The organism is Blautia sp. Marseille-P3201T (assembly GCF_900120295.1).
In the GTDB taxonomy this organism is placed as follows: domain Bacteria; phylum Bacillota; class Clostridia; order Lachnospirales; family Lachnospiraceae; genus Blautia.
The window spans coordinates 136,211-149,497 of the sequence record NZ_LT635469.1 but is presented as its reverse complement, the minus strand read 5'-3'; the positions used below and the strand labels follow the sequence as shown (position 1 = coordinate 149,497).

Annotated in this window: 13 protein-coding genes; 3 read left to right on the top strand and 10 right to left on the bottom strand. The window is 38.7% G+C overall.

Going from position 1 to position 13,287, the window contains the following annotated elements; genetic code table 11:
* Nucleotides 1-8: 8 nt before the first annotated feature.
* The 3 genes from BQ7352_RS05700 to BQ7352_RS05690 all read left to right on the top strand — a co-directional run bounded on the left by BQ7352_RS05700 (nucleotide 9) and on the right by BQ7352_RS05690 (nucleotide 1,265).
* Complete coding sequence (locus tag BQ7352_RS05700) at nucleotides 9-626, top strand: V-type ATP synthase subunit D (RefSeq protein ID WP_004220453.1); 618 nt, start codon at nucleotides 9-11, stop codon at nucleotides 624-626.
* 116 nt (nucleotides 627-742) lie between these two features.
* Nucleotides 743-1,009: a type II toxin-antitoxin system Phd/YefM family antitoxin gene (locus BQ7352_RS05695; protein WP_072447737.1), complete on the top strand. Its 267-nt coding sequence runs from the start codon at nucleotides 743-745 to the stop codon at nucleotides 1,007-1,009.
* Entirely contained in the window at nucleotides 1,002-1,265 is a 264-nt protein-coding gene (locus BQ7352_RS05690; protein WP_072447735.1) for a Txe/YoeB family addiction module toxin, read from the top strand. The genes BQ7352_RS05695 and BQ7352_RS05690 overlap by 8 nt, the downstream gene beginning before the upstream one ends.
* A 79-nt stretch (nucleotides 1,266-1,344) precedes the next feature.
* Here the strand turns inward: BQ7352_RS05690 and BQ7352_RS14780 are convergent, their stop codons facing one another.
* From BQ7352_RS14780 to asnB, 10 genes are all read right to left on the bottom strand, one after another.
* Nucleotides 1,345-1,590: a hypothetical protein gene (locus tag BQ7352_RS14780; protein ID WP_242948535.1), complete on the bottom strand. Its 246-nt coding sequence runs from the start codon at nucleotides 1,588-1,590 to the stop codon at nucleotides 1,345-1,347.
* A 33-nt stretch (nucleotides 1,591-1,623) separates the two neighbouring features.
* Entirely contained in the window at nucleotides 1,624-2,055 is a 432-nt protein-coding gene (locus tag BQ7352_RS14775) for a hypothetical protein (protein WP_242948534.1), read from the bottom strand.
* A 551-nt stretch (nucleotides 2,056-2,606) separates the two neighbouring features.
* Complete coding sequence (locus tag BQ7352_RS05680; RefSeq protein WP_072447733.1) at nucleotides 2,607-4,256, bottom strand: ATP-binding protein; 1,650 nt, start codon at nucleotides 4,254-4,256, stop codon at nucleotides 2,607-2,609.
* Nucleotides 4,253-4,933: a response regulator transcription factor gene (locus BQ7352_RS05675; RefSeq protein WP_072448622.1), complete on the bottom strand. Its 681-nt coding sequence runs from the start codon at nucleotides 4,931-4,933 to the stop codon at nucleotides 4,253-4,255. The genes BQ7352_RS05680 and BQ7352_RS05675 overlap by 4 nt, the downstream gene beginning before the upstream one ends.
* A gap of 4 nt (nucleotides 4,934-4,937) precedes the next feature.
* Nucleotides 4,938-5,588 carry a phosphate signaling complex protein PhoU gene (phoU, locus tag BQ7352_RS05670; RefSeq protein ID WP_072447731.1) on the bottom strand — a complete coding sequence of 217 codons (651 nt, stop codon included), beginning with the start codon at nucleotides 5,586-5,588 and terminating at the stop codon, nucleotides 4,938-4,940.
* Nucleotides 5,589-5,866: 278 nt separating this feature from the next.
* Entirely contained in the window at nucleotides 5,867-7,051 is a 1,185-nt protein-coding gene (locus BQ7352_RS05665) for an LL-diaminopimelate aminotransferase (RefSeq protein WP_072447729.1), read from the bottom strand.
* A complete protein-coding gene (purF, locus tag BQ7352_RS05660; RefSeq protein WP_072447727.1) occupies nucleotides 7,038-8,486 on the bottom strand; it encodes an amidophosphoribosyltransferase in 1,449 nt (482 codons plus the stop codon). The genes BQ7352_RS05665 and purF overlap by 14 nt, the downstream gene beginning before the upstream one ends.
* Nucleotides 8,487-8,490: 4 nt before the next feature.
* Nucleotides 8,491-10,086: a CTP synthase gene (locus BQ7352_RS05655; protein ID WP_072447725.1), complete on the bottom strand. Its 1,596-nt coding sequence runs from the start codon at nucleotides 10,084-10,086 to the stop codon at nucleotides 8,491-8,493.
* A 303-nt stretch (nucleotides 10,087-10,389) separates the two neighbouring features.
* Nucleotides 10,390-11,673 (bottom strand): O-acetylhomoserine aminocarboxypropyltransferase/cysteine synthase family protein, encoded by a 1,284-nt coding sequence (locus tag BQ7352_RS05645; protein ID WP_072447723.1) that lies wholly within the window; start codon nucleotides 11,671-11,673, stop codon nucleotides 10,390-10,392.
* A gap of 12 nt (nucleotides 11,674-11,685) precedes the next feature.
* Nucleotides 11,686-13,266, bottom strand: a complete 1,581-nt coding sequence (gene asnB / locus BQ7352_RS05640; RefSeq protein WP_072447722.1) for an asparagine synthase B — start codon at nucleotides 13,264-13,266, stop codon at nucleotides 11,686-11,688.
* Nucleotides 13,267-13,287: the final 21 nt, after the last annotated feature.

Sequence of the window (13,287 nt, the reverse complement as noted above, 5' to 3'; positions counted from 1 at the left end):
GGGATTTTGTGGATCCGAATACATTTCCCACCAAGGGAAACCTGATACTTGCGAAAAACTCTCTTGCTCTTTCCAAGCAGGGTTTTGATTTGATGGATAAGAAACGAAATATCTTAATCCGTGAACTGATGGATTTGATTGAGCAGGCAAAGGATATTCAGTCACAGATTGACGTTACCTTCCGTACTGCTTATGCTGCTCTGCAAAAGGCAAATATGGAAATCGGCATCAGTTATGTGCAGGAAATCTCCAGAACCGTACCTGTGGAAAACTCCATTTCCATAAAAACACGAAGCGTTATGGGTACGGAAATTCCTCTGGTGCGTTCTGAGCCGTCTTCCGATGAGCCTACCTATTCCTACTATGGAACAAAAGCATCTCTTGATGAAGCTCACGCTGCTTTTGAAAAGGTAAAGGATTTAACCATTCGCCTGTCTATGGTGGAGAATTCTGCTTACCGACTGGCTGTTAATATTAAGAAGACGCAGAAACGTGCCAATGCACTGAAAAACATCACAATCCCCAAATACGAAGCACTTACAAAGAGCATCTCAAACGCATTGGAAGAAAAAGAGCGAGAAGAATTTACCCGCTTAAAGGTTATTAAAAGAATGCAGGGGAATTAAAATAGAGACCATTTTGACGAATTTATTTCCGTGAAAATGGTCTCTTTCTATCATTCGTATATCCCGCCTTGACGTACAATTTTTTGTACAATATAATAATTATAGGAGGTGAAACTATGTTAGCAGTAAATTATTCTAATTTAAGAAATAACATGAAATCCTATATGGATAAAGTAACCGATGATTATGAAACAATAATTATCACACGAAAAAACACCAAAAATATTGTGATGATATCAGAAGAAACTTATAACAATATGCTTGAAAATATGCACTTACTGGGAAATCAGGCAAATTATAACTGGCTCATGGAAAGTAAGCGGCAATTAGAAGAGGGAAATGTATCTACTCATGAATTAATAGAGGTTTCAGACAATGAATAAAGTATTTACAGAAAATGCTTGGAAAGATTATCTTTATTGGCAAACAGAAGATAGAAAAACACTAAAGAAAATCAATCAATTATTGACTGATATTTCCAGAAACGGGAATGTTGGAATTGGAAAACCTGAAGCTTTAGTCGGCGACTTATCCGGATACTGGAGTCGAAGAATTAATGATAAAGACCGACTGATATACAAAATAGATGAACAGAACATTTATATTATTTCTTGTAGATTTCACTACAATGATACTTGAAAACAAATGCCGAAATATGAAAGACCATTCTCATAGAATTATCAAAATAAAAAGTCTTCTAAGAGAATGGTCTTTAATTTTATTCCAGTCCTTCTTTAATCGTATTATAAATCACCCAGTTTGTAGCATCTATACGAATTCTTTTGTCACCTATCGGTGCATCATCGGCATTATCAGAGCAATACCCATATACCAGAGAAGCGTTTTCAGAGAATTCTTCCCACGTATCCTCTGAAAGACGTGTCATAGGAATTTCCCATAATTTCTCATATTCTTCTTCCTGTCCCTTTGGAATGACATCACTGACCTTTTTATCTGCCCACAAGGCTAAATGCTCATCTGCTTCATAATCGTATCTTTACATATCGCTGTCTAATAACGTACCAATCATATCAAAATCAGTTACTTTATCTGTTGTCTTTCCAAAAGACTGTTCCATATTTTTCCGAACTTCATTCATATCTGTATCATCTGGATACATCACATCAATTCGGTGCAATTTCTGTGTTTTTCCACTGACTGTCATATCCATAAAGTTAAAACTGATATGGTCTGTCTTTGCCCCAAATATTTCCCGTCCATCTCGAAGCATAAATGCAGAACCGTAAGTGCCCTCCTGTATATCGTCTAAATCATCTCGCTCTACCTGATACGCCTCCATAGTTTCTTCCATAGTCATTCCCCAAGGTGTATTTTCCAGTTCGAAATGCTCATTCTTTGCCCCGGTACAGCTACATAAAAGCAATGCGGCTGCTCCTGTTAAGAAAAAGAAAGATAACCTTCTCCTCATGAAACCCTCTCCTTTCAATAATGCACCAAAAGTTCTTGAAAGCTATAAATATTTGCGGTATAATTAATATATAAAGAAAGTGTCCACTCCAAAGTGGATGCCTCTCGAAACTAGGTTTATTTGTCCTTACGGACACCGCCTATCCCGTTGGCCGACGGGGTAGGCATTTTCTTATTAAAAATATATCATAACCATAACTCTATTTCAATATTCAATCCTCTTAAAGTATTTACTTTTCAAATCGCAGCTTGCCCTGTGACTTTTCCTGTTATATAATAATTATAAAAAAGGAGATTTTATTATGGCAGCAACATTTAGCACTCTTTTTCAACTTTCTCTTCTAGCAATAGGTTATTACATTTTTTATCTTGTTATTAAAACCGCAGTAAAAAAGCTATTATTGAAGCACATAAAAAAATAGAAGAAGATAAAAAACAATCCGATAGCAACAATATTACAGAATAAAGCTGTCATATCAAGCATCTGGTATATCTATACACTTTAATTAACAGATGTGTAAACATTCTCCAGATGCTTTCTACAACAGCTTCTTACATCGTAATCGTAAATTTACTTCCCACTCCCGGTGTACTTTCCACATCAACTTTAGCGCCCAAATACATACAGCCGTGTTTTACAATGGAAAGCCCCAGTCCTGTACCGCCGATTGCCTTTGAATGGCTCTTATCCACGCGGTAAAATCTTTCAAATACCCTTGACTGTTCTCCCTTTGGTATTCCAATTCCCGTATCTTCCACAGAAATTTCCACCTTATTATTTTCTTCTTTCAAGGTAACCGTTAAGCTTCCGCCCTGCTTGTTATACTTTAATCCGTTTTCACAAAGGTTAAAGAGCACTTCATCTAAAATCATTCTTACTGTAGCCACCTGAACATGAGGGCCTTCCAGATAGAGCTTAACATCCTTTTCTTTTGCACTGTGTTCTATACGGTGAAGGACCTCTTTAGAAAGCTGATACAAATCCACCTGTTCGTTCTGATAAACAAGTTCTCCCTCATCCAGCTGAGAAATCTTAATCACATCATTTACCAGTGTTATCAGTCTTTGCGCTTCCTTGAAAATGCGGCTGGCAAATACTTTAGTATCCTCTGGTTTTACAAAACCATCTTTGATAATTTCCGCAAAACCTGAAATAGAGGTAAGAGGTGTCTTCAATTCATGGGAAACATTTGCAGTAAATTCCCTGCGCAGCTGTTCTCCTCTCATACGCTCTGTCACATCCAGAATAGTAAGAACTGCTCCTGTTACCTCATTATCCTGCCATACAGGATTAGCCGCAATCTGACAGCTTCTCTCCGGAAATTCCAGCATTCTCACTGTATGATGGCCTTCCAGTACCTGTTCCACAATACTCTGAAATTCTCCGCTTCTATTTAAGGTTAAAATACTCTGTCTTCCCTGCCAATTCGTGTCTCCTAAAAGCTTCAGCGCACTGGAATTATAGGATAACACTTCTGTATGCTTATCAATAACCAGAAATCCTTCTTCCATATTTTCTGTAATCATAGAGAATTCTTCCTGCTGCTTTCTGGCATCTTCAATCTCACGGCGAAGGGATTTTTGCTGTCTGCTAATTTTACTTAAAAGCGGTGTCAGCTCATCATATACCTGATTATCCTCCGGATGCTCCAAGTCAAGAGCATTGACAGGCTCTGTAATTTTCTTTGAAAGACGAAAAGCCAACAATGCTGACAAACCTACCATAAAAATCAAGATAATTAAAATAGGCTGTACCATTCCTCCTAAAAGCCCCGGAATATTATACTGAACACTGGATACTCTCAGGATTTTTCCATCCGTCATTTTCATTGCATAATACAGAGTTTTTTCGGATAATGTATCAGACCTTCTAACTGCTGTACCAGAACCTGTTTTCAACGCTTTCTGAATTTCTGAACGGTTTTCATGATTATCCATATTATCTTCATCTGCCACACTATCGAAAAGAACTGTTCCATCTTCATCAATATATGTCACACGCTCTGTCTGAGGAGGCAGTTTATCAAAAGCTTCCATTCCCTCTTTTTCTACTGCAATGGCCAAATAGGTTGCTTCTGTCTTTAACTCTTTTGCCAGCTGCTTTCCAAAATAATGATACAAAATTCCCATAATCAGCCCGGAACCTGCCAAAAGGACAATCATGGAAATACAAAGCATAGATCTGAAAATTCTTTTTGTCATTCGTCCCCTCCTACTTTATATCCTACACCTCGAACGGTCTCGATATAGTGTCCGGCATCTTTCAGTTTCTGACGAAGAGTTCTAATATGAACATCTACCGTTCTGCTTTCCCCATCAAACTGATAGCCCCATATTTTATCCAAAAGCTGCGCTCTGGAAAACACAATTCCCGGATTTGATAAGAACAGCAATAAAAGCTCAAACTCCTTCATGGTAAGAGTAACTTCCTCTCCTTTTACTTTTACCAGATGACGTTTCTTTGAAACATACAGTTCTCCCAAAACATATTCTTCATCATCCTGAGGCTGTTCCTGACCACCTCTGCGAATCAATGCTTTTACTCTGGAAACTAACTCCATCATACGAAATGGTTTGGGAATATAATCATCTGCTCCTCCGTCAAGACCTTTTACAACATCATATTCACTGCCCTTTGCAGTCAGCATGGCAATGGGAATGTTTTTTGTTTCTTTCTTCTTACGAAGTTTCTGTAAAATTTCCAGTCCATCTTCCTCCGGCAGCATAATATCCAAAAGCACTAAATCCGGGATTTTCTTTTCCATGGCATGCCAAAAATCAGAGGGATACGCAAATCCCTCTGCCACAAGACCCTGGCCATTTAAGGTATACACCAATAACTCTCTGATACTTTCATCATCTTCTACTAAATAAATCATCTTCTTATCCTCTGTCTGCTTCATGCTTTCCTGTTATTGAGTACTCTACCCACTGAGCAATGTTTTCTGCATGATCTCCAATTCTTTCTAAATATTTGGCAATCATAATCAAATCAATGTAATATTCTGCCTGCTGAGCATCCTTTTTCATCATACTGGGAAGCTCCTGTTTTACTTTTAAGAACAGATTGTCTACCACATCATCATAAGCCACAACCCTTGCTGCTGCTTCCAAATCCTTCTTTACAAAAGAATCAATGCTTTCTGTCACCATTTTAATCGCTGCTTCTGCCATTTCTCCAATGTGAATTTTATGCGCCAGCTCCTTTACCTGAACAAAACGGGACATATCTGCGATGTCCTGCGCCTGGTCGCCAATTCTCTCCATATCGGAAATCATCTTTAATGCAGAAGATATCTGTCTTAAATCACCGGCTACCGGCTGCTGCTGAAGAAGCAGCTTCATGCAAAGAGCTTCAATCTCTCTTTCTTTCTGATTGATTTCCTCCTCAATTCCGTCTACAAGCTCTTTTTCTGCATCCTGCGTGTCCGCAAGCTGATCTACTGCTCTTCTGATTGCTCTTTCACACAAAGCTCCCATTTTAATCAGCTCTACATTTAGCTCTTCAAGCTGCTGGTCGAATTTTGTACGCATTGTCCAAACCTCCCTGTAATATAAATTTATTTATCTTTTTCTATCTTTTTACAACATTATCTCTTATTGCTGCGATACCATTATACGAGAATCATGTAAAATCGACTACCATCAGATTGTTAAATTAAAGTAAAATTTATATAAACGAATAACAGACGCATCTCCTGCGTCTGTCAACTTTACAATTTTCTATTTTACATTCTTTACGCAATACGCTCTCTTAACTTTAATTTAAATTAAAATATCTTTGTTATTGCCATAAAAAAACATATCAAATGTTACGAAAGTAATTTAACAATTCTTTGTGCTGCCTCTTTTGTATCTTCCGGAGAACTGAAAGTTGAAAATCGAAAATATCCCTCTCCGCAGGCTCCAAATCCCTCTCCCGGCGTCCCCACAACTTGAATTTCCTGTAACAGATAATCAAAGAACTCCCAGCTTTTCATTCCTCTCGGACATTTCATCCAAATATAGGGTGCATTTTTCCCTCCACAATACCAAATTCCAAGCTGATCCAAAGCCTGCATCAATACTTTTGCATTTTTCTTATAAACCTGGATATTTTCATGAATTTGTTTCTGACCTTCTTCCGAAAAAACTGCTGCTCCACCTTTCTGAATAATATAAGATACACCATTTGTTTTTGTTGTACGATTTCGTACCCACATTTCATTTATATTCATCCCATTACGCTTCAATGCTTTTGGTATAACGGTATAACCAAGTCTGGTTCCCGTAAAACCGGCAGTTTTTGAAAAAGAACAGATTTCAATGGCACATGTTTCTGCTCCATCCAGTTCAAAAATACTATGCGGAAGTGTTTCATCCTCAATAAAAGCCTCATATGCCGCATCAAAAAGAATGATGGAACCTTTTTTATTTGCATAATCGACCCATGCCTGAAGCTGTTTACGCGAAAAAACTGCTCCGGTAGGATTATTGGGCGAACAGATATAGATAATATCTGCTTCTGCTTTCTCATTTGGTTCAGGTAAAAATTCATTTTCCTCTCCTGAAACCAGATACACAATTTTTCTTCCTGCCATCACATTTGCATCTACATATGCCGGATAAGCCGGTTCAATTACCAATGCCTGATTAGAACGATCAAATAAATCCAGAACATCTCCCAGTTCATCACTTGCTCCGCTTGACACGAAAATTTCCTCAACAGATAAAGAAACACCTCTTTTTTCATAATATTTTACAATCTCTTCCCTTAAAAACAAAGCGCCGCATTCCGGCATATATCCATGAAAACTGCTTTTTGAAGCCTGATCATCCACAGCCTCATGCAATGCTTTGATTACTGCATCACACAGTGGCAATGAAACATCTCCAATTCCCATTCTTAAAAGCTTTACTCCTGGATGATGCTCTACATAGGTCCTGGTTTTCTGAGCTATATTATAAAAAAGATATGAATTCTCCAATTCACCGTAATACATATTAGGTCTGACCATATTCTATTCCTCCATCATTTTTTCTCTCCGATAATTTTCTTTCAAATCGGTCTTTACGAAGATCAGTTGGAATTCGTGTTGGATATCTTCCGTGAAAACAGGCTGCACAATAGTCCTCACTTTCAATCAATTTTCCCAACTGAGCAACTTCCAAATATCCTAAAGAATTTACTCCAATCATTTCAGCAATTTCTTCTGTACTATGATGACAGGCAATCAGATTTTCCTCAGAATCAATATCTGTACCATAATAACAAGGATATAAAAATGGGGGAGCTGAAATTCTCATGTGTATCTCTCTGGCTCCTGCATCACGTAACAATTTTACAATCTGTCTGCTTGTGGTGCCTCTTACAATAGAATCATCAATAAGAACCACCCTTTTTCCATCTATTACATTCTTCATAGGAGACAGCTTTATCCGAACTTTGTCCAGACGTTCCTTTTGTTCCGGTGAAATGAAGGTTCTGCCAATGTATTTATTTTTAATCAACCCAATCCCATAAGGAATACCGGATTGATTTGCATAGCCAAGGGCAGCATCCAGACCGCTGTCCGGAACTCCAATTACAACATCTGCCTTTGCCGGATATCTCTCTGCCAATAACTGACCTGCGCGAATTCGCGATGCATGAACAGATACATCATCGATAACCGAATCCGGTCGGGCAAAATAAATATACTCAAAAATACATGTTTTTTTCTTCTGTTTTCCACAGTGTTCTTTCCTTGACACCACCCCTTTCTGATCAAAGACCAGTATTTCACCCGGCAGTAAATCTCTGATAAATTCTGCACCTACTGCTGATAACGCACAGCTTTCCGATGCAACAACGTAAGAGCCATCTGACATCTGTCCATAACAAAGAGGTCTGAATCCATAAGGATCTCTTGCAGCAATCATTTTTGCAGACGATACCAAAACCAGAGAATACGCCCCCTCCAGTAAATTCATGGTATTACTCACTGCCTCTTCAATACTTGGTGTCATCAACCTTTCTCTGGTAATCACATAAGCTATCGTTTCTGTGTCACTGGTTGTATGAAAAATCGCTCCTGACAGTTCTAACTTATCACGCAGTTCCAATGCATTACTTAGATTTCCATTATGTGCCACCGCCATTTTACCTTTCTGATGGTTGACTTCAATAGGCTGACAGTTGTTTCTCGTGTTTCCTCCTGTTGTCCCATATCGCACATGACCCACAGCCATAGTTCCTTCCGGTAAATGAAGCAGCGTATCTTTAGTAAATACTTCACTTACAAGTCCCAGATCCTTATGAGAAGCAAATACTCCCTCATCATTTACAACAATTCCACAACTTTCCTGTCCTCTGTGCTGCAACGCATACAGTCCATAATAAACTATTTCTGCAACATTCCTTTTTCTTATACTCATTATTCCAAATACGCCACATTCCTCATGAATTCCCATAATCTTACTCCTTTAACGCAGCCGAAATAAACCCTCTAAACAGTGGGTGAGCCTGATTTGGGCGACTCTTGAATTCCGGATGAAACTGCACACCTGTAAAAAACGGATGTTCCTGCAATTCTATAGCTTCCACCAGACTGTTGTCAGGAGAAGTCCCGCTGATTACAAGTCCTGCCTCTGTCAGCTTCTCACGGTATTCATTGTTAAGTTCATAACGATGGCGATGGCGTTCATGAATTACTCGGTTTCCATAATATGCTTCCAGTTTTGTACCAGCCTTAATACTGCATGGATAACTTCCCAGACGAAGAGTCCCTCCTTTTTCTACCTCTTCACTTTGTCCCGGCATAAAATCAATCACTTTATGCTTGCATTGTTCATCAAACTCTCCTGAATGGGCATCTTTAAGCCCCAACATATTTCTTGCAAATTCAATAACGGCAATCTGCATTCCAAGGCAGATACCCAAATACGGAATTTGGTTTTCACGGGCATATTTTGCTGCCAAAATCATGCCCTCTATCCCACGATTCCCAAATCCCCCCGGAATAATAATTCCAGACAAATCTTTCAACATATCATTTACACTGTCTTTGGTAATATCTTCTGAGTCAATCCAATGAATTTTCACAAACGTATTCATTTCATACCCTGCATGGTTTATGGCCTCTGCCACAGACAAGTATGCATCATGAAGTTTTACATACTTTCCGACAAGGCCAATGTGAACTTCCCCTGTGCGATTCCTGATACGTTCTACCATCTGCTCCCACTCTGCCAGTACCGGTTTTGGTGCATCAATATTAAGTTCCCTGCACACCACATCTGAAAATCCGGACTTTTCCAACATCAATGGCGCTTCATAAAGGTTAGACAAGGTTCTGTTTTCAATAACACAATCCAGCTTTACATTGCAAAAAAGTGAAATTTTCTGGAAAATAGATGCTTCCAGTGGTTTATCTGAACGTAAAACAATGATATCCGGATTGATGCCCATACCTCTTAATTCCTTGACTGAATGTTGTGTTGGTTTGGACTTGTGTTCTTCAGAACCGCTCAAATAGGGAACCAATGTCACATGAATAAAAAGACTGTTTGCCCTGCCTATTTCCAGGGAGACCTGCCTCACTGCTTCCAGAAACGGTTGAGATTCAATATCTCCAATTGTTCCGCCAATCTCCGTAATCACTACATCGGCATCTGTCTTTTGCCCTACACGATACACAAATTCCTTAATTTCATTTGTGATATGAGGAATAACCTGAACTGTAGAACCAAGGTATTCCCCTCTCCGTTCCTTATTTAATACATTCCAGTAAACTTTTCCTGTTGTGAGGTTAGAATATTGATTTAGATTTTCGTCAATAAACCTCTCATAATGTCCCAAATCCAGATCTGTTTCTGCTCCATCTTCGGTCACATATACTTCACCATGTTGATACGGACTCATAGTTCCCGGATCTACATTAATATAAGGATCCAGTTTCTGCGCAGCCACTTTCAGACCTCTCGCTTTTAAAAGTCTTCCAAGTGAAGCTGCTGTAATCCCTTTTCCCAGACCGGATACTACCCCTCCTGTTACAAAAATATATTTCGTCACTGCCTTTCACTTCCTTTCCATGAACCAAAAAAGGGCAAAAGCGCCTTTAAGTTTCTTTTAACTTAAAGACGCCCTTGCCTTTACGCACGCTATTCTACCTCTTATAATTTCTTTTGTCAATCTATTTTATTGAAAATCTTTCCACATCGGCAATGTTTTGCATATATTTGCACGCTTACAGGTTTTTGCATTACATTCCAAGCACGCCACAGGAACCAGTTGTCCTTCGGTCAGTCTTAAAATATCTCCAATCCGATAATCCTTTCAATATACTTTAAGGATAATTCCTGTCGTTCTGCAACTTTATTCTACTGCATGAAACCCATGCTGTAAATCATCAATTATATCTTCTATATTTTCTGTTCCAATAGAAAGTCGAATTGTATTAGGTTTAATTTCCTGCTCTGACAGTTCTTCCGGTGAAAGCTGGCTATGCGTAGTAGTTGCCGGATGAATTACAAGACTTTTCACATCTGCTACATTGGCAAGCAATGAAAATATCTGCAGGTGATCAATAAACTTGTATGCTTCTTCCTTTCCTCCTTTGATATCGAATGTAAAAATAGATGCACCGCCATTCGGAAAATATTTTTGATAAAGAGAATGATCCGGATGTGAAAGAAGGGATGGATGATTTACTCTTTCAACTTGTGGATGATTTTTTAAAAATTCTACCACTTTCTTTGTATTTTCTGCATGACGCTCCAGACGCAGTGACAATGTTTCAATTCCCTGCAGTAATAAAAACGCTGCAAAGGGAGAAATACTTGCTCCCGTATCGCGAAGAAGAATTGCCCTGATATATGTAACGAATGCAGCAGGTCCCGCAGCATTTACAAAAGAAACACCATGATAACTTGGATTTGGTGCAGCAATAGCCGGATACTTTCCTGAAACGGTCCAGTCAAATTTCCCAGCATCTACAATAATTCCTCCAAGGGTAGTACCATGACCTCCAAGAAATTTTGTAGCAGAATGTACCACAATGTCTGCCCCATGTTCAATCGGTCGAATAAAATATGGAGTGCCAAAAGTATTATCTACCACAAGGGGTAATCCGTGTCTATGGGCAAGTGCAGCCAATGAATCAATATCCGGAATATCACTGTTGGGATTGCCTAGAGTTTCTATGTAAATTGCTCTTGTATTTCCTTTAATAGCTGCTTCTACTTCATCAAGATCATGTATATTGACAAAAGAAGCCGTAATTCCAAATCCCGGAAGTGTATGTGCCATCAGATTATAACTGCCTCCGTAAATTGTTTTCTGTGCAACAATGTGTCCTCCGTTTTGTCCCAGAGCCTGTAAGGTATAAGCAATTGCCGCTGCTCCCGATGAAAGTGCCAAAGCAGCAATACCTCCTTCCAAAGCAGCAACACGCTTTTCCAACACATCCTGTGTAGAATTCGTTAAACGGCCATAAATATTTCCGGCATCTTCAAGTCCAAAGCGAGCTGCTGCATGAGAACAATCATGAAAAACATAAGAAGTAGTTGCATAAATAGGTACTGCACGTGCATCGGTAACGGGATCAGGATATTCCTGTCCCACATGAAGCTGAAGTGTTTCAAATCTATATTTTGACATAGCGCCCTCCTTTTATTTTCCACTGTCACCATAATTGGAAAGAACTCTTGCTGATGGATCCTTTACATTACATCCTTCCCATTCTGTATTCGGCATCCAGAAGTCTGCAATCATCTCAGACTGACCTGGATAATATTTCTCAAAAATTTCTCTGTACAACAAAGACTCTTTGGTGAATGGTCTGGCATGTATATAATTTTTACATCGGCTTTTAAACTCTTCATCTGTATACTTATCTTCGGCATATTGCTTCAGATAATCAGCCAAAGAATGTCCTACTGCATCTGAAAATGCAGCTTTTTCTCTCCAAAGAATTTCCTCCGGCAAATAATTATCTTTTTCAAATGCATGACGCAACAGATATTTTCCTTTTCCATAGATGTTAATCTTCATCTCTGGATTTATTGCCATTACATATTTTACAAAATCGAGATCTCCAAAAGGAACTCTTGCTTCCAGTGAATTTACAGATATACAGCGGTCCGCACGAAGAACATCATACATATGAATTTCACGTATTCGTTTCTGAGATTCTCGTTGAAAAGCTTCTGCATTTGGTGCAAAATCTGTGTACTTATATCCAAATAATTCATCAGAAATCTCCCCTGTTAAAAGGACTCGGATATCCGTCTGTTCATGAATTGCTTTACACACCAGATACATTCCTATAGAAGCCCGGATTGTTGTAATGTCATAAGTTCCCAACAGATGAATAACTGTTTCCAGTGAAGAAAGCACTTCCTGTGGTGTCATATATACTTCTGTATGATCACTGCCAATATAATCTGACACTTGTTTTGCATACTTTAAATCAATGGCATCCTCACTCATACCAATGGCAAAAGTTTTAATTGGTTCTTTGGTTTTTTTCGCCGCAATTGCACATACTAGAGAAGAGTCCAGTCCACCCGAAAGCAGAAATCCTACTTTAGCGTCTGATACAAGACGTTTTTCCACAGCAGTTATAAGCTTATCGTGAATTTTTCCACAAATTTTTTCCATACTGTCGTTGCAGACTTCGTCTACCTTTGTAATATCATGATAACAGATGAATTGGCCATCTTTATAATAGTGTCCTGGTGGAAAAGGCATAATCTTCTTTGCAATTCCTATCAGATTTTTGGATTCACTGGCAAAAACAACAGCTCCTTCTTTGTCATAACCATAATATAATGGTCTAATTCCAATAGGATCTCTTGCAGCAATGAATTTTTCTGTTTTACCATCATAAATGATACAGGCAAACTCTGCATCCAGCATAGAAAACATATCTGTACCATATTCCTGATACAGCGGTAAAAGTATTTCACAATCTGAGTCACTTTCAAATGTATATTTATCTGACAGTTCTTTCTTTAATTTCTCAAATCCATAAATCTCTCCATTACAGACTACATAATTTTTTCCATACTGAAACGGCTGCATACCAGACGGGGTCAGCCCCATGATTGAAAGTCTGTGAAATCCGAGAATACCTTTTTCTGTCTTCACTACACGGCTGTCATCCGGACCTCTTGATTTTGTCTTTTCAAACCCTTTCATAAAATCATAAAAAGAAATGCTGCGGCTGCAATAACCCATAATAGAACACATATGAATATACCTCCGTAATTT